The sequence below is a fragment of the Corynebacterium sp. KPL2850 genome, assembly GCF_040225855.1.
In the GTDB taxonomy this organism is placed as follows: Bacteria; Actinomycetota; Actinomycetes; order Mycobacteriales; family Mycobacteriaceae; genus Corynebacterium.
The window spans coordinates 59,551-75,685 of sequence record NZ_JBEHFV010000010.1; the positions used below are offsets into that span (position 1 = coordinate 59,551).

General features: G+C 61.4%; 15 protein-coding genes. 3 read left to right on the plus strand and 12 right to left on the minus strand.

Annotated features, from left to right (window positions below; genetic code table 11):
* Window positions 1-6: 6 nt before the first annotated feature.
* The 10 genes from ABRP93_RS05105 to ABRP93_RS05150 all read right to left on the minus strand — a co-directional run bounded on the left by ABRP93_RS05105 (window position 7) and on the right by ABRP93_RS05150 (window position 8,709).
* Complete coding sequence (locus ABRP93_RS05105; RefSeq protein WP_023025374.1) at window positions 7-684, minus strand: type 1 glutamine amidotransferase domain-containing protein; 678 nt, start codon at window positions 682-684, stop codon at window positions 7-9.
* A gap of 31 nt (window positions 685-715) precedes the next feature.
* Window positions 716-1,627: an adenosine deaminase gene (locus tag ABRP93_RS05110; protein ID WP_349887142.1), complete on the minus strand. Its 912-nt coding sequence runs from the start codon at window positions 1,625-1,627 to the stop codon at window positions 716-718.
* A gap of 46 nt (window positions 1,628-1,673) precedes the next feature.
* On the minus strand, window positions 1,674-2,570 hold the full coding sequence (locus tag ABRP93_RS05115; RefSeq protein ID WP_023025370.1) for an RDD family protein: 897 nt from the start codon (window positions 2,568-2,570) through the stop codon (window positions 1,674-1,676).
* Between the two features lie 55 nt (window positions 2,571-2,625).
* Window positions 2,626-3,705 (minus strand): YhjD/YihY/BrkB family envelope integrity protein, encoded by a 1,080-nt coding sequence (locus ABRP93_RS05120; RefSeq protein ID WP_023025368.1) that lies wholly within the window; start codon window positions 3,703-3,705, stop codon window positions 2,626-2,628.
* 94 nt (window positions 3,706-3,799) lie between these two features.
* The gene (trpS, locus tag ABRP93_RS05125) at window positions 3,800-4,831 is read right to left on the minus strand and encodes a tryptophan--tRNA ligase (RefSeq protein ID WP_023025366.1); all 1,032 of its coding nucleotides are present in this window, start codon (window positions 4,829-4,831) and stop codon (window positions 3,800-3,802) included.
* A gap of 11 nt (window positions 4,832-4,842) precedes the next feature.
* Entirely contained in the window at window positions 4,843-5,322 is a 480-nt protein-coding gene (locus ABRP93_RS05130; RefSeq protein ID WP_023025364.1) for a DinB family protein, read from the minus strand.
* A gap of 15 nt (window positions 5,323-5,337) precedes the next feature.
* Window positions 5,338-5,529: a hypothetical protein gene (locus tag ABRP93_RS05135; RefSeq protein WP_023025362.1), complete on the minus strand. Its 192-nt coding sequence runs from the start codon at window positions 5,527-5,529 to the stop codon at window positions 5,338-5,340.
* A gap of 50 nt (window positions 5,530-5,579) precedes the next feature.
* Window positions 5,580-6,527, minus strand: coding sequence for a trimeric intracellular cation channel family protein (locus ABRP93_RS05140; RefSeq protein WP_349887143.1), 948 nt, complete (start codon window positions 6,525-6,527; stop codon window positions 5,580-5,582).
* Entirely contained in the window at window positions 6,527-7,420 is an 894-nt protein-coding gene (locus ABRP93_RS05145; RefSeq protein WP_349887144.1) for an exodeoxyribonuclease III, read from the minus strand. The genes ABRP93_RS05140 and ABRP93_RS05145 overlap by 1 nt, the downstream gene beginning before the upstream one ends.
* A gap of 35 nt (window positions 7,421-7,455) precedes the next feature.
* Window positions 7,456-8,709, minus strand: a complete 1,254-nt coding sequence (locus ABRP93_RS05150; RefSeq protein WP_349887146.1) for an MFS transporter — start codon at window positions 8,707-8,709, stop codon at window positions 7,456-7,458.
* Window positions 8,710-8,900: 191 nt separating this feature from the next.
* Between ABRP93_RS05150 and ABRP93_RS05155 the strand changes: the two genes are divergently transcribed.
* The 3 genes from ABRP93_RS05155 to ABRP93_RS05165 all read left to right on the plus strand — a co-directional run bounded on the left by ABRP93_RS05155 (window position 8,901) and on the right by ABRP93_RS05165 (window position 15,199).
* Window positions 8,901-11,114 carry an NADP-dependent isocitrate dehydrogenase gene (locus ABRP93_RS05155; RefSeq protein WP_349887148.1) on the plus strand — a complete coding sequence of 738 codons (2,214 nt, stop codon included), beginning with the start codon at window positions 8,901-8,903 and terminating at the stop codon, window positions 11,112-11,114.
* Between the two features lie 538 nt (window positions 11,115-11,652).
* A complete protein-coding gene (locus ABRP93_RS05160; protein ID WP_023025352.1) occupies window positions 11,653-13,074 on the plus strand; it encodes a PepSY-associated TM helix domain-containing protein in 1,422 nt (473 codons plus the stop codon).
* A 55-nt stretch (window positions 13,075-13,129) separates the two neighbouring features.
* Entirely contained in the window at window positions 13,130-15,199 is a 2,070-nt protein-coding gene (locus ABRP93_RS05165) for a M3 family metallopeptidase (RefSeq protein WP_349887149.1), read from the plus strand.
* Here the strand turns inward: ABRP93_RS05165 and pdxT are convergent.
* Both pdxT and ABRP93_RS05175 read right to left on the minus strand, forming a co-directional pair.
* On the minus strand, window positions 15,196-15,810 hold the full coding sequence (pdxT, locus tag ABRP93_RS05170; RefSeq protein WP_349887150.1) for a pyridoxal 5'-phosphate synthase glutaminase subunit PdxT: 615 nt from the start codon (window positions 15,808-15,810) through the stop codon (window positions 15,196-15,198). The two genes, ABRP93_RS05165 and pdxT, sit on opposite strands and share 4 nt — an antisense overlap.
* 4 nt (window positions 15,811-15,814) lie before the next feature.
* Window positions 15,815-16,135: beta/alpha barrel domain-containing protein (locus tag ABRP93_RS05175; RefSeq protein ID WP_489617523.1), on the minus strand; the 321-nt coding region annotated here is incomplete at its 5' end.

Sequence of the window (16,135 nt, forward strand, 5' to 3'; positions counted from 1 at the left end):
CCCGCATTAAAAGTCGCGCAGGATGCGCTGTGCCAAAGGCTCAGAGGATGCTGGGTTCTGGCCCGTGTAGAGGTTGCGGTCAACCTCGACATAAGGCTGCATCGGATCGGTCTGCTTAAAGTCAGCGCCAAGCTCGCGCAGGCGGGTCTCAACAACCCACTTGGCAGCGGCGATGGTCTCCTCGCCCTCTTCGGCGTTGGTAAAGCCGGTCATGGTGTAGCCCTTGAGTGGCCAGTTGTCATTGTCCAGCGCGAGCAATGCGGCCGGTGCGTGGCAAACCAGGGACAGGGCGCGACCGGACTCGATGCGCTCCTGCAGCAGCTTGGCGGAGTCCTGGTCATAAGCCAAGTCCTCCATCGGGCCGTGGCCGCCGGGGTAAAAGACGAGGTCGTAGTCAGCTTCCTTAACATCGGCCAGGTTCAGTGGGTCTTCCAGGTCTGGACCGATTTCTGCGAGGTAGTTCTCCTGCTCGGCGCGGTCGCCCTCAGACAATACCTCGAGGCTGTACTCGTCTACCACGGGTGCCTTTGCGTTCGGCGTAGCAAAGTCGATATCCCAACCCGCGTTCTTAAACACGCGGTGCGGAGCGATGAGCTCCTCGGCCCAGTAACCGGTAGGACGGGCGCTGCCATCAGCCAGCGTCCACTTATCAGCGGCGGTAACAACGAATAGTGCGGAAGGCATGTCTTCCTCCTTTATGTAGATTAACTATCTATTACTCTTCGGAAGGGTTGTCATTCAGGTTCATTGAGAACCCGGAATCTTGGAGCGACTCCTCAGTATCGGGACCGGCAAGTTCCGGATCGGAGAGGTCCTCGTAGGCCGGAAGGACAACGGTCTCAAGGATACGCTGCCTTGTCTCCTCCGTGCCGAAAATATTTTCAATCGCCTTCACAGTGAGATCGAAAAACTCCTCCAAGCCGTATCCAAAGGTCTCGCTCAATGCGAGAAATTGCCTGCTCAGAGTGGAATCGCCGGAAGAAACGGAACAGGTAAAGCCAAGCTGCTGCAACAGCGGCAGCGGATGATCCGTCAGTTCCTCAACGTCGTCCACGGGCGAAAATACCAATGGAATGTGTCGGTCGCGGATCCATCCGGAGGCCTTGCCTGGGCGGATTCCATCGACATCGGCGGTGAAATCATCAATCATATTCACCGGTTGCAGCAAGCGGTTGACGCCGGCCTGCGCCGCGCTTTCGGTGGCGGCGAAATCCTCACCCACCGCGATTTGGGTAGGCAGGTACTTCGTGCGGAACTCCGCCGCGGCGGCAGCACTCCCCTCCGGCAGGGTGTAACCCGCAACGCCCGCAGCATCCCCTGCGTTAGCCGCCGGCTCTGCCGCCTCGAGGACAAACCGTACCTCAAGATCGCCGAAGCGTTCCGCGGCCACCTCTCGTACGACTGCGGACGTATCGAAAGAATAAGCCGCGGGGTTGAGCTGCAGCTCGGCGTAGACCACGTGGTCATCGGCAAGCTGGGCACACTGCTCGCGAATATCCGCGTTCAATTCCTCCGCGGTGCTGGCCTGCGAGCGGACCGGTTCCCACAGGGATACCTTAGGAAGTTGTTCCACCACGCTCTCGGCGGAATCCTTATTTTCGGGGCTAATTAAAGGTGCATCATGCATGCGCACCATCGTAGGCATCCGCCCCAAGATGCGCCATGCCAGCGTTCTACTTGCGCGGCTTCCTCTTGACCACTTCTGCGTTTGCGAACTCGTCGTGGGAACCGCGCCGGTTATTTTCCTCATTAATGGTGACTGTGTGCACCACCGCGCCCATCAGGCCCACCAATTGCCCGATTCCCGGGACCACGTTGATAAGGCGCCACCACTGGCGCTTTGCGGACTGGCTGAGGCTGAGCTTTTCCTTCGTATCGACATCCCGCACGGTATAGCCGGCAAGAATCTTTGCCGGGCTAGCGCCCAACCACACTTCGCTGCCCAGAACGTAGACCACCATGACGATGCAGAAAACGACAAAGGACAGGGCTTCTACATCCGCGAGCTCGTCGACGACCGCGCCAAACGCACTGCTGATGCCACCAGCCAAGAAGAAGTCCAAGATGCCCATGCCAATGCGCGTGCTTTGCGATGGCCGTTCCTGTGCCTGGTGCTGGAACGGCACCGGCGGGGCGGCGAACGACGGCGACACCTGTTGCTGCGGTGATGCGTGCCGAGCGAATGGGTCTTGCGCGTACGGGGAACTATACGGGCTGGGCTGGGCAAAATCCGGCGCCCGCTTCGGACCACCCTGCGATTGATCGTGGAAGTTTGACTGCGTGCGCGGTGCTGGAGACCACTGCCCCACCGAACTCAGCGTGCCGAGCTCGCCCCACGTCGGGCGAAGGCCGGTGCGCAATGCTTCATCGTATTCGGCCCTCTTTTTCGCCGAACCCAGGATGCTGGCCGCTATGCGCAGCTGTACACGCCGCGGCTCATCGGGGTTATATCCTTGCTGCCCGAGCTTGATATCTTTTGCTTCCAATAAAACGGAAAGCTCATCCTCGCCACCACTGCGGTCGAGGTCCCACTTTTCGTAGAAGTCTGGGGCAATATCATCGGCGTTCATAGTGTCCTATCTTAAAGGTAAAGAGCGCAGCGATCCTCACCCGTAGGGAGGATTTTTATTTCCGTCGGAAAAGCTTCGCCACACCCACGGCCGCAGCGCCCAGCGCCGCGCCCACGCCGAAGACCGCACCTGCTGGTGCGCCCTCACGTACCTCGTTGCGCACGCGAATAACGGCAGGTTCTGGAACCGGCGGGTGCGCGTACTTCAGGGATTCTGCGGTCGTCGCAGTCCATGCGGAAATATAAAGCACCACGCGCCACACCAAGTACATGACAATCATCAAAACGATGACCGGACCAAAGACCGCGCCGGCCGGACTGCCGGTGGCAGAGGACATGATCACTGTGGACAGCTGCTTGATAGCCTCGAACGCCACCGCACCGATGGCGGCGCCGGTAAAGCCGGACTTCTTAGGCACCTTCGTGCGTGGCAGGATCATAATCAGCCACCACATGACGATGAAATTGGCGATAAGGCCCAGCAACAAGCCACTGAAGAAGAAGACATAGCCCATGCCCGGGAAGGAATCGATGCCTAAGAGGTCAAAGATCTTCTGTGTAAGGCCGGAGGAACCAGCAGCGGTCACACCGAAGGCGACGACAAAGGAGATGATCAGGCCGATAAGCCCCAGAAGGTCCGAGAACTTCTTTTTCAGGAAGGAGCCGCCGTCATTGGCATCGATGCCCCACATGGCAGAAATGCCGATGCGCAGGTGATTCATCCATCCCAGTCCGGACCACAGGGTGGTCAAACCACCAATTCCGAACATGGCACCGCGCTGGTCGATGGCCGTATCCAAGATCTCATTGACCGATTCGCTGAGCTTCCCGTCAATGGAGTCCGTGATATAGGACTGGAGATCATTGAGCAGGTCCTCGCGGTTAGCAAGGACAGCGGCGATGGTGGCCACCAGCAGCATCGCCAACGGGAAGATAGACAGAACCGAGTAATAGGTAATGCCAGCGGAGAACTGGTTGCCCCCCTCTGCGGCATAGCGCTCCTGCATACGCATGAGGTGGTCAACAATTGGCGACTTGCGCCGTACCTTATCTATCGCTCCCGGGTCATCGGCGTTCGCGCGCTCGATGCCGTAGTGGTCCGTCTTCTTAGAGGAGGATTGCGTGGTGGTGGACACGTGCTTCCCTTCTTGTTCGCACAGCGCTTATCCCGTATAGCGTAGCTGGCAAACACCCACTTGTCCCTCCGTGGGGTGGGTTAAGGGGTACCTACTACCTGCGCGGGCGGGGAAGGAAGCCGACTTTTTCATAGACGGCATCGACAAGCGGCTGCGCTACTTCCTGTGCGGTCTGGGCGCCGCGCTCCAAAATGCGCTCCAGCTCGCCGCGATCCGCCATGAGCTCGTCATAGCGCTGCTTAAGCGGCGTGGTGAAGGCCTCAAGCGCCTCCGCAGTATCCACCTTCAGGTGACCGTAGCCCTGGCCGGCGTACTTCTCCACCAAGGAGTCGATGGACTCGCCAGTCAGCGCGGACTGGATGACCAGCAGGTTCGATACGCCCGGCTGGGTTTCCCGGTCGAAGGCGACGGCGCCCAGGTCATCGGTCACTGCGGACTTGATGCGCTTGGCAGAGGTCTTCGGGGCGTCGAGCAAGTTGACCAAGCCCTTCGGATTTGGACCGGACTTAGACATCTTGGACGTCGGATCCTGCAGGTCATAGATCTTCGCCGCGCCCTCCGGAATGAATGGTTCCGGTACATGGAAGGTCTCGCCGTATTTATTATTAAAGCGCTCGGCCAGATTTCGGGTGAGCTCCAAGTGCTGGCGCTGATCCTCGCCCACCGGCACGTAATCCGGGGAGTACAGAAGGATATCGGCCGCCATCAAGATGGGGTAGGTAAAAAGACCTACCGAGGTGCGGTCGGCGCCGCGCTTGGCGGATTTATCCTTGAACTGCGTCATGCGGGAGGCCTCACCGAAGCCGGTCAGGCACTGGAATACCCAGGTCAGCTCCGCATGGGCGGGCACGTGGGACTGAACGAAGAGGGTGGACTTCTCCGGGTCAATGCCCAGCGCGATGAGCTGAGCTGCACCGGCCATAGTGCGGTTGCGCAGCTCCTCCGGATTCTGCTCCACGGTAATCGCGTGCAAGTCCGGGATGAAGTAAAAGGCATCGTAGCCTTCCTGCAGGTCGATCCACTGCTTGAGCGCTCCCAGGTAATTTCCCAAATGATAGGAATCAGCGGTGGGCTGAATGCCGGAAAGTACGCGGTATACGGAATTAGATGCAGTGGAATCAGTCATGTCAGTTAATGTTACTCCGTCATTTTTGCTTGTTGATTGGCCGCCCCAAGATGCTGCGCGGCGTCATCAAAAATCGAGACCAGCCGGACACCGCGGGTAACGTGCGGCGTCCACGAGGTGTCGATCACGTCATCGAGGTTGTCATCCTCCAGCGAGGACACATACGCCTTGACCTGCTCCAATGCTTCCTGGGTATAGCTGCGGAGCTTGCCGATGTCCTGCGTGGTTACCGCACGCGCTTCCTCCGCCGATTGGCCATAGCCCATGGCATCCGGCAGGTCGAGGTCGTAGCGCTGCCACAGCTCTTCTTCCCCCGTCAGCTGCGCAAGCTGCAGGTCTGCCATGCGGCCGGTGTGCCATAGCAGCCACGTGATGGAGTTCGGGTGGTCACCAAAGTGCGCATTGGCGGTCTCGTTGCTCAGCTCCGGCAAAGCGGCTAGTGCATCGAGCGGGCGTTGTGCCATGTCCGTGAGCAGATCGATAGCTTTCATCGTCAATCCTTTCTCTTAGACCTTGCGGGAAGTGGGGCTGACGATGTCCATGAAAATGGCGAAACCGGTCACCATGAAGGCACCGCCGACACCCATGAGGACGATGGGGCCCAAGAAGGCGAAGGACGGTCCGACAGCAGTCCACCACCAGATGCTCAGGGCGAGGATTACGGCGCCAAGGACAAAAGGAATAATTGCGCGAGCCATGAACTTTCTCCGTTGCAGATTTCGAAATTTTTAACGTGTTTATATTAGCACTACTGCTTGTGCTTGGGGGTCCTTTGCCTGCCCACATCCTCCTTGTTGAAGGTCCATTGCTGCTGCACATCCACTCCCCTCGCCCCAGGTGAGTGCTTGCCGCTGGGGCGGGTAATCGATGAGTGGGCAGTCGGCCGCGCAATCCGGTTGCTATTTAACTCTTCCAGGCTTAGTGGGGAAGAAAAATTGCTTGCGGTGCGCTTGCCGCGGCCCAGCGGCCGAGTGATGGGGCTGGCGTAACGGGTGGCCGCGCCTGCCTTCCGCTTGGCCCGGCGGGCGCCATCGCGCACGATCCGCGCCGAAAGCCGAAGGCGCGGATCCATCTGCTGCTCACCATCGCGGTATTCAAAGACGGGCAGGCCAGTCTTGAAGTAGATGGCCGCAAGGCGCGCGGCAAAGCAGACCAAGGCGGTAATAATCGCCGTGGGCTCCTCCGATAGCCCGGCGCGCAAGAGGATCATGTACAGCCCGGCCGCCAGGATCGAGATGGCTGCATAAAATTCGCCGGAAAATACCAGCGGAATGCGGTCCGAAAGCAGATCGCGCAGCACGCCGCCAAAAACGCCGGAGATGACCGCGGATACCGAGGCGATGATGAAGCCGTAGCCCAAGTGCGCGGCAATCTGGGTGCCCAGCACGGAAAAGACCGCCAGTCCCAAGGCATCGAGGATGAGGAAGAGGTGGCGGAAATAGTGCATGAGAAAGGACATGCCCACCGTGACGATCGCGGCTGCAATGACGATGACCAGATAGATGGGGTGTTCCACCCAAGTCAGCGGCGGATCCGCGAGCACGATATCGCGGACAGTACCGCCACCCAGTGCCGTGATGGCGGCGATCATCGTCACGCCGAAAAGGTCCAGCTTTTGCCGTCCGGCCGATAGCGCAGCCGTCATGGACTCGGCGGTAATACCAATGACGTATAGGACGCTAAATAGCGGCGACATTAGACGTATTCCACTAGCAGCGGCGAGTGATCGGACCAGCGCTGCTCCACGGTCGGAGCCTTATCCACCCATGTGCGCTGCGCGCGATCGAGCAGCGGCTGGGTTGCGGCTTGGTAGTCGATGCGCCAGCCTGCATCGTTATTGAAGGCCTGGCCACGATAGGTCCACCAGGTATAGGGGCCTTCGGCCTCGGGGTGGAGCCGGCGCGTAACGTCGAACCACTGCGGTGCGGTGGCCGGCTCCCACGGGGTGGTGCCCGCGTAGTCCACGACTCCGAGCCACTCGCCCAGGTTCTTTTTCTCCTGCGGCTCCTCATCCGGGAAGCTGCCGAAGACATGGTCCATAAAGGCGCGCTCTTCTGGCAGGTGGCCGGCCTTCTTCTCGTTGGCCTTATTATTCTTCAAGTCCTGGGCGCGGTGGCAGATATTCCAGTCGCCGCCGATGACCATGTCCTTATTGGCGTTTTCTGCCAGCACGGAACCGAATTCATCCAAGAAGTGGTACTTTTCATCCTGCTTCGGCGAATCGGTATCCCCGGAGGGCAAGTACAGCGAGGCCACGCGGATATCGCGGGTGGTAGCGGCAATCCAGCGGCCGGCGTCGGTGAAGGAGCCGAAGCCGACTTCGACATCGGCAAGCGGCGTGCGGGAGAGGATGCCTACTCCGGCGCGGCCCTTGGCGGCGGCATCGGCAAGCTCCAAGTGCCAGCCCGCCTCCAGGGCGGGTGCCAGGGCCTTTCTGGCTTGATCCGGGGTGGCGCGGACCTCTTGCATCAGCACGATATCGGCCGGAGTCTGTTCCAGCCAAGCGTTCATGCCGGGGTTGTTTTCGTTGCGCTGCTTGCACGCGGCGCGGATTCCATTGACGTTGACGCTAGCGATGGTAAGGCTCATGGTGCTCCAGAATATAGGCGTGTGCGGTGGTACTTCTAGCTGCGGCCTGCAAGGCGTTTTTTATCCCACATTGTTATCGCCCACACAACGCAACCCGCGGCCGCCAAGCCGGCGCCCGCCAGCGCCGGAGCAGAGTAGCCCAGGCCCGCGCCGACGACGATGCCGCCGATGGTCGCACCGGCCGCGTTCGCGATATTGAGCGCGGATTGGTTGAGCGCTGCGGATAAGGTCTGAGCATCGCCCGCCACGTGGACCAAGCGCAACTGCAGCGACGGCACCAACGTGGAACCCATAAATGCCACCATGCCAAAGCAAATGGTGGCGGCGATGGCGTGGCTGGAGAGAAAATAGAAGGCCGTAAGAATGATGATCAGGCTGGCTAAGGCGAAAATGATGCCAAATTCGAGGTTGCGGTCTGCCAACCAGCCACCAAAGGCATTGCCAATCGTCATGCCAATGCCGTAGGCCATGAGCACGACCCAAATCAGGCTATCGCTCAGGCCAGCGACCTCGGTCATGGTCCAGGAAATATACGTGTAGACGGAGAACATACCGCCGAAACCCACCACGCCCATGATGACGGTGAGCCACACCTGGCTGTTTTTAAAGGCGCCGAACTCGGTGCGGATATCGGTCTGTTTCATCTCCGTCATGTGCGGCATGAGGAAGAACAGGGCCACGGCGGTAATAAGGCCAATGACCACGACCACCAGGTAGGCCGCGTGCCAGCCCAGCGCGGAGCCTAAGGCCTGTGCCGCGGGCACACCGATGACCGTGGCGATGGCAAGGCCCATGCCCACAAACGCCATGGCCTTGCCCCGCCCGCCGGGAGGGGCCATCGACGCCGCGGACAGGTTAGCCACGGAGAAATACGCGCCGTGGGGCATGCCGGCGATGAAGCGGGCCACCATGAGCACCCAGTAATTCGGTGCGAGGACCGAGAGCAGGTTGCCCACCACCAAAAAGCCGATGAGCAAGAGGATGAGGCGGCGGCGCGGGAGCTTGCCGGTAAACGCCGCAATCAGGGGCGCGCCGACCACCACGCCGAGCGCGTAGGTGGTAATTAGCGTGGAGGCGGTATCTTCAGAAACCCCGAAGTCCTCCGCGATCAGCGGCAGCAGGCCCATCGAGACGAACTCGGTAGTACCGATAGCAAACGCACCAAGGGCCATCGCCACCATGACGATGGTGCGGCGCGCAGTAGAAATCTCCGTCTGGCGGGGCAAAGGCCGACGGTGAATGCGGTGTTCATTGGCGCTGCGCGGGCTTAACTGATCGATAATTTTCACGAGGGGCGACGATACACCCCACCTGCGCATAAAGCATGTTCAGGGCGTGGACAGGTGAAGAGATTTACCCAGCGCATGGCCCCGTGACCGATGCCACCCAGCCCCAGAATGTACCGAGCGCTCCACATGGAGCGGACAAAATCGGTAATCTGGTCACCTGAAGAAATTTTCCCACATTTAATAGGAGAATCATGGCTAAGATTACGTGGACCCGTACCGATGAGGCGCCGCTTCTGGCGACCTACTCCCTCAAGCCCATCGTGGAGGCCTTCGCTTCCACCGCGGGCATTGACGTAGAAACCCGCGATATTTCCCTAGCTGCCCGCATCGCCGCGCAGTTCCCGGAGCGCCTCACCGAAGACCAGAAGGTGGAAGACGCCCTGGCTGAGCTGGGCAAGATGGCCAAGACCCCAGAGGCTAATATCATCAAGCTGCCGAATATCTCGGCTTCCCTGGTGCAGCTGAAGAAGGCCATCGCCGAGCTGCAGGCCGCCGGCTACGACCTGCCTGATTACCCGGATAATCCCTCCACCGACGAGGAAAAGGACATCGCGGCCCGCTACGATTCCGTCAAGGGCTCCGCCGTTAACCCCGTCCTGCGTGAGGGCAACTCCGACCGCCGCGCGCCGGAGGCCGTAAAGAACTTTGTTAAGAAGCACCCGCACCGCATGGGTGAATGGTCCAAGGATTCCAAGACCAACGTTGCCACCATGGACGATAACGACTTCCGCCACAACGAGAAGTCCGTCATCATCCCTGAGGAAGATACCCTGTCCATCGTGCTGAAGACCGCCGACGGCGAGCAGACCCTGCTGCCGGAGCTGCCGGTACTTAAGGACGAGGTCATCGACGGCACCTTCATGTCCGCCAAGGCCCTCGATGAGTTCCTGCTCCAGCAGGTCAAGCGCGCCAAGGAAGAGGGCGTGCTCTTTTCCACTCACCTGAAGGCCACCATGATGAAGGTCTCTGACCCCATCCTCTTCGGCCAGGTCGTGCGCACCTACTTCGCCGATGTCTTTGATAAGTACGGCGACGAGCTCATCTCCGCCGGCCTGAACGGCGAGAACGGCTTGGGCTCCATCCTGGAGGGCTTGGACAAGCTCGACAATGGCGAGGAGATCAAGGCTGCCTTCGAATCCGCGCTTGCCGATGGCCCCGATCTCGCCATGGTCAACTCCCACAAGGGCATCACTAACCTGCACGTGCCTTCCGATGTCATCATTGACGCCTCCATGCCGGCAATGATCCGCACCTCCGGCCACATGTGGAATAAGAACGACGAGGAGCAGGACACCCTCGCCGTCATCCCGGACTCCTCCTACGCCGGCGTGTACCAGGCCGTCATCGAGGACTGCAAGGAAAACGGCGCCTTCGACCCCACCACCATGGGTACCGTTCCGAACGTCGGCCTGATGGCCAAGAAGGCCGAGGAGTACGGCTCCCACAATAAGACCTTCAAGGTGCCCGCAGCCGGCACCGTTGAGGTCCGCAACTCCAAGGGCGAGGTGCTCATCGAGCACGACGTCGAGGCCGGCGATATCTGGCGCGCCTGCCAGACCAAGGACGAGCCGATCCAGGACTGGGTCAAGCTCGCCGTCAACCGCGCGCGCCTGTCCGGTATGAAGACCATCTTCTGGCTCGACCCAGAGCGCGGCCACGACCGCAATATCCAGTCCCTCGTGGAAAAGTACCTCAAGGACCACGACACCGAGGGCCTGGACATCGAGATCCAGGATCCGGTCACCGCTACCAAGACCTCCATCGAGCGCATCCGCCGCGGCGAGGACACCATCTCCGTGACCGGTAACGTGCTGCGTGACTACAACACGGACCTCTTCCCCATCCTCGAGCTGGGCACTTCCGCAAAGATGCTGTCCGTGGTGCCGCTGATGGCAGGCGGCGGCCTCTTCGAGACCGGTGCCGGCGGCTCCGCCCCGAAGCACGTCCAGCAGGTGCAGGAAGAAAACCACCTGCGCTGGGACTCCCTCGGTGAGTTCCTGGCGCTGGCCGAGTCCTTCCGCCACGAGAACCAGACCAACGGCAACGAGAAGGCCGGCGTGCTGGCCACCACCTTGGACAAGGCCACCGAGCGCCTGCTCAATGAGGGCAAGTCCCCATCCCGCAAGGTGGGCGAGAACGACAACCGCGGTTCCCACTTCTTCCTGGCTACTTTCTGGGCCGAGGAGCTGGCTAACCAGACCGAGGATGCCGATCTCGCGGCAGCCTTCAAGGACGTTGCCTCCGAGCTTTCCGGCAAGGCCGATGAAATCTCCCAGGCTCTTATCGATGCCCAGGGTGAGCCCGCCGACCTCGGCGGCTACTACTGGCCCAACGACGAGAAGACCTCCGCTGTCATGCGCCCCGTCGCGCAGTTCAACGAGATCATCGATGGCCTGAAGAAGTAAAGCCTCGTTAGGTTTCTAGCCACAGACCGCCTCGATTACTCCTCGGAGTTCGAGGCGGTCTTTTCTTGCTTCGTTCGCCGAAAACCGGCCAATACAGCCGCTTTTATCACCAAATTTACCCATCTACCTGCGCAAACTTTTTCTTGCTCGTTTCTTGCTTCTCAAGGCAAAACGGTTGAGTCCGCTAGCGTGGTGTAGACCTCGTGATAAGCCTCGCGCTCGTACACAATAAGGCGACCATCATATCGATCCAACGGGCCCGATCTCCGCCTCGCCGGCGCCGCACAAGCTGCTAGCCAAGGAAACCAGGAACAACTTCATCGATGGACTGAAGAAGTAAGAGCTTCTTCACCAGCTAATTTTCACCGCGCGTTCCCTTTGCAGGGCGCGCGGTGTCGCCGTTTTCGCCCCTTCAATTTCACACAACTGAAAAAATTTTTCACCTTCCGGGAACCAGGGTTGCCTAAGTTCCGACTATTAGTGCAGTTGATATCAGCACCCATGCAACTGACCACTAAGCACGAAAGAGAACTATTTTATGAGTCGGACGGCTCTGCGTTCCTTCATCCAACGCATACACTTCTACGGCGGCATGTTCGTCGGCCCCTTCATCCTGATCGCAGCATTGACCGGCTGCCTCTACGCCCTAGCGCCGACCCTGGAAAAGTTTGCTTACCGCGACGTCATGACCGTTGAGGAAGTAAATAACCCGGTAAGCCTGGAGGACCAAATCAGCGCTGCCCAAAAGGAGCACCCGGATATGCCGGTCTCCCAGGTATGGCCGGCGGAATCGGCGACGGACTCCACGCGCGTGCTGGTGGCAGATCCGGGCATCGACGAGAGCCTGCAGCGCACCGTCTTTATAAACCCGGCCGATGGCGAGGTCATCGGTGACTACCCCACTTATTCCGGCCTGGGCGAAATGCCGCTGCGCCGCTGGATCTCCTCGCTGCATGAAAGCTTCCACCTAGGCCAGCCGGGCGAGCTCTATTCCGAGCTAGCCGCCTCCTGGCTGTGGGTCTTAGCCTGCGGCGGCCTTTACATGTGGTGGATTCGCCGCCGGCCCAAGAAGGCTGCCGCACCGCTAAAGAAGCAGCCACAGCGCTCCAAGCGTTGGAAGGCCACCCGCCTGCACTCCACTATGGGCGCTTGGATCTTCATCGGGCTCATTGGCCTGTCCGCCACCGGCATCACCTGGTCCCAGCTGGCCGGCGGAAACGTCAATTCCGTGGTGGAGAAGATGAACTGGAAGGCCACACCAGTAGACACCGCGCTGGCCACCGATTCCTCCGCCGATGCCGCACACGATGCCCACGCCGGGCACGAAGGCCACGGCGCCCACGGTGCCCACGGTGGGGATACGGAAGCTGCGGGCGAGACACCGGATCCGGAGGTCGTCGCCGAGCAGGCAGAGCGCGTCTACGCCACCGGCCGCGCGGAAGGCCTGACGGGCCCGCTGCGCTTGTACGCCCCGGAGGACACCGACTCGGGATGGAAGGTGAGCGAGCGCTGGGTCGAGTGGCGCTACACCTCCGATGAGATCTCCATCGACGGTTCCACCGGCGAGGTCATCGACCGCCTGCCCTTCTCCGAACTGCCGCTATTTAGCAAGCTCAGCAGCTGGGGTATCTACCTGCACATGGGCATCATGTTTGGCCTGCCGCTACAGATTGCACTCTTCGCCCTCGGCCTCGCCATTGCCGCCATGGTGGTTCTGGGCTACTACATGTGGTGGAAGCGTCGGCCGCAATTTGCACCTGGCTCCAAGCGGCACTTCTCCTGGGCAACCACCGGCCTGGGCGCTCTCTTTGCCGCAACCGTCGGTGTATTTATCCCACTTTTGGGCATAACCCTTGCCGCATTCCTCGTACTAGATATCATCTTGATGAATACCGGGAAACGAAAAGCCACGCCGCCGCAGAAGAAGGATGAAGACGCGGAGCTCGTTCCCGTGGGCTAGCAATCTTAGTGAATACCATCACACAGGGTGGAGTTAATGGGTACATTGGTCGCTTATGACTAACCCATTACTCCACCCTTCATCGTTGCCCTACCAACTCCCGCCCTTTGCAGAGATTAAAGTCGAGCACTACCGACCCGCCTTCGACGAAGCGCTCGCGCGCCACGACGCCGAGCTCACCGCCATTTCCGAAAACCCCGCCGCCCCCACGTGGGAAAACACCGTAGAAGCCCTCGAGCGATCCGGCCAAGACCTCGACCGCGTCATGGCGGTCTTTGGCAACCTTTCTGGCACGGACGTCACCGATGAGATGGAAGAGATCGCCGCCGATATCTATCCGCGCCTGTCCGCCCACTACGACGCGATGTACCAGGACGAAAAGCTCTACCAGCGCATCAAGGACGCCACCCCGCCCGCCGGCGATGAGGAGGGCGCGCGCCTGCACGAGTACCTGCTGCGCACCTTTGCGCGCCAGGGAGCGGATCTCGATGCCGCCGGCAAGGCCCGCCTCTCCGATATCAACCAGCGCCTCTCCGCCCTATCTGAGGAATTCGGCCGCAATCTCATGGCCTCCACGCGCGAGCGCGCCGTCGAGTTCACGGAGGAAGAGCTCGAGGGCCTGCCGCCGGAACGCATCGCCTCAGCCAAGGCGGATGCCAAGGCCCTAGGCCGCGAAGGCTACGTCATCCCGCTCGAGCTGCCTACCGTGCAATCGGAGCAGTCCCGCCTGGCTCGGGAGGGGGCGCGGAAGAAGCTCTATGCGGCATCGGCAAGCAGGGGCTCCGAGAACAACATTCCAGGGCTTATCGAGGCCGTCCAGCTGCGCGCCGAGCGCGCCGAGCTGCTGGGCTATGCCTCCCACGCCGATTACGTGATCGCGGAAGAAACCGCTGGCAGCGCCGACGCCGCGCGCGACATGCTCGCAGACCTCGCTCCCGCCGCCGCGGCCAATGCCGCCGGCGAGCACAAGCTGCTAGCCGAGGAAGCCACGCTCAACGAGCAAGACTTCCACGCCGCCGACTGGCCCTACTGGGAATCCAAGGTCCGCGCCCGCGACTTCTCGCTCGACGAGGAGGAACTGCGCCAGTACTTCCCCCTGGACAAGGTCCTTACCCAGGGCGTATTCGCCGCCGCCGAGCGCCTGTACGGCATTACCGTTGCCCCGCGCGAGGACCTGGAGGGCTATGCCGAGGGCGTGCGCGTCTGGGAGGTGCTCGACAAGGGTGTCGAACACAGAGATAACGTCGAGCACGAAGATAAGGGCGAGCACGGCGATAAGGGAATTGGCCTGCTGCTCACGGACTACTTCGGCCGCCCCACCAAGCGCGGTGGCGCGTGGATGAGCCAGTTCGTGGGCCAATCGGGCCTGCTGGAGCACAAGCCGGTCATCGTCAACGTGCTGGGCATTACCAAGCCCGCCGATGGTTCCCAACCCCTGCTGAGCCTGGACGAGGTGCACACCCTCTTCCACGAATTCGGCCACGCCTTGCACGGGCTGCTTTCCGATGTCCACTACCCCACCTTCGCCGGCACCAACGTCCCGCGCGACTGGGTGGAATTCCCCTCGCAGATCAATGAGAACTGGGCGCTGGATAAGCAACTGGTCAAGCAGTATGCGCGCCACGTCGACACCGGCGAGCCGATTCCCGATGAGCTGCTCGATGCCGTGACCGCCGCCTCCGAATTTGGCCAGGGCTTTGCCACCTCGGAGTACTTGGCGGCTTCCATTATCGATTTGGCGTGGCATTCGCTCAGCGCCAAGGACGCTGCGGCGCTGGAGGCCACCCCGGAGGCCGTGGACGCATTCGAAGAGGAGGCCCTGCGCGCGGTGGGGCTGGATAACCCGCACATCGCCCCGCGCTACCGCTCGACGTACTTCAACCACATCTTCGCCGGCGGCTACTCCGCGGGCTACTACTCCTACCTGTGGGCCGAGGCTCTCGATGCCGATGGCTTCGAGTGGTTCAAGGAGCAAAGCGATCTGCGCGCCGCAGGACAAAAGTTCCGGGACCTCATCCTCTCTCGCGGCGCCTCCCGCGATTTCGGCGCGGCCTACCGCGACTTCCGCGGGCGCGATAAGGACGTCGCGCCGCTGCTCAAGCGCCGCGGCCTCTCCGGCGCCTAGCGGATACTAGCCAGCCAGGCGGCGTGCACGCGCGCCTCATCGTTTTCTTCCGGGTGAAAGCTCAAGGCGGTGACGGCGCCGTGGCGCACGCCGACGACCGCTTCCTCCGCGCCGTCGTGCGACACGGTCGCGATGACCTCCACGCCTTCACCGACGCGGGTGACCAGCGGGGCGCGGATGAAGCTCGCCTCGATGGGCAGAGTTTCTTCCCCAACCACGACCGGCACGGTGCGTTCGGCGGAAAAGCGCTGGTTGCCAAAGGCATTGCGCCGCACGGTGACATCGAGTAGCCCCAGGGTCTGCTGGCCCGGCGAGGGGTTATCCAGCTCGCGGGCGCAATAAATCAGCCCGGCGCAAGTGGCAAGCACGGGCAGGCCTGCGGCCGCGGCCTCGCGCAGCGGGTCGGCCACGCCAAAGGTGCGGGCGAGCTTGTCGATGACACTCGACTCCCCGCCCGGGATCACCAGCCCATCCAGGCCCTCAAGGTCGCGCGGCACGCGCACCCGGCGCGTCCCCGCCCCCAGGCCTTCGAGGATGCGCAGGTGCTCTTCCACGCCGCCCTGCAGCGCGAGCACCCCGATCGTGGCGTTTGCTTCTTCTGGGTGTGCCACGCGATTACCAGCCGCGCTCGGCCAGGCGGTGCGGTGCCGGCACATCGCCGACATTGATGCCGACCATGGCCTCGCCCAGGCCGCGGGAGAGCTTGGCGAGCTCGGCGGGGTCATCGTAAAGCGTGGCGGCCTTCACGATGGCCTCCGCGCGCGCCGCCGGGTTACCGGATTTGAAGATGCCGGAGCCCACGAAGACGCCTTCGGCGCCCATCTGGCGGACGAGGGCGGCATCGGCAGGCGTGGCCACGCCGCCGGCAACGAAGAGCACGACCGGCAGCTTACCGGTCTCCGCAACCTCTGCTACCAGGTCATACGGTGCCTGGAG

Coding starts and splice junctions, on each gene's coding strand:
- ABRP93_RS05105 (WP_023025374.1), bottom strand. CDS start 684: ATGCCTTCCGCACTATTCGTTGTTACCGCCGCTGATAAGTGGACGCTG.
- ABRP93_RS05110 (WP_349887142.1), bottom strand. CDS start 1,627: ATGCATGATGCACCTTTAATTAGCCCCGAAAATAAGGATTCCGCCGAG.
- ABRP93_RS05115 (WP_023025370.1), bottom strand. CDS start 2,570: ATGAACGCCGATGATATTGCCCCAGACTTCTACGAAAAGTGGGACCTC.
- trpS (WP_023025366.1), bottom strand. CDS start 4,831: ATGACTGATTCCACTGCATCTAATTCCGTATACCGCGTACTTTCCGGC.
- ABRP93_RS05130 (WP_023025364.1), bottom strand. CDS start 5,322: ATGAAAGCTATCGATCTGCTCACGGACATGGCACAACGCCCGCTCGAT.
- ABRP93_RS05135 (WP_023025362.1), bottom strand. CDS start 5,529: ATGGCTCGCGCAATTATTCCTTTTGTCCTTGGCGCCGTAATCCTCGCC.
- ABRP93_RS05140 (WP_349887143.1), bottom strand. CDS start 6,527: ATGTCGCCGCTATTTAGCGTCCTATACGTCATTGGTATTACCGCCGAG.
- ABRP93_RS05145 (WP_349887144.1), bottom strand. CDS start 7,420: ATGAGCCTTACCATCGCTAGCGTCAACGTCAATGGAATCCGCGCCGCG.
- ABRP93_RS05155 (WP_349887148.1), top strand. CDS start 8,901: ATGGCTAAGATTACGTGGACCCGTACCGATGAGGCGCCGCTTCTGGCG.
- ABRP93_RS05160 (WP_023025352.1), top strand. CDS start 11,653: ATGAGTCGGACGGCTCTGCGTTCCTTCATCCAACGCATACACTTCTAC.
- ABRP93_RS05165 (WP_349887149.1), top strand. CDS start 13,130: ATGACTAACCCATTACTCCACCCTTCATCGTTGCCCTACCAACTCCCG.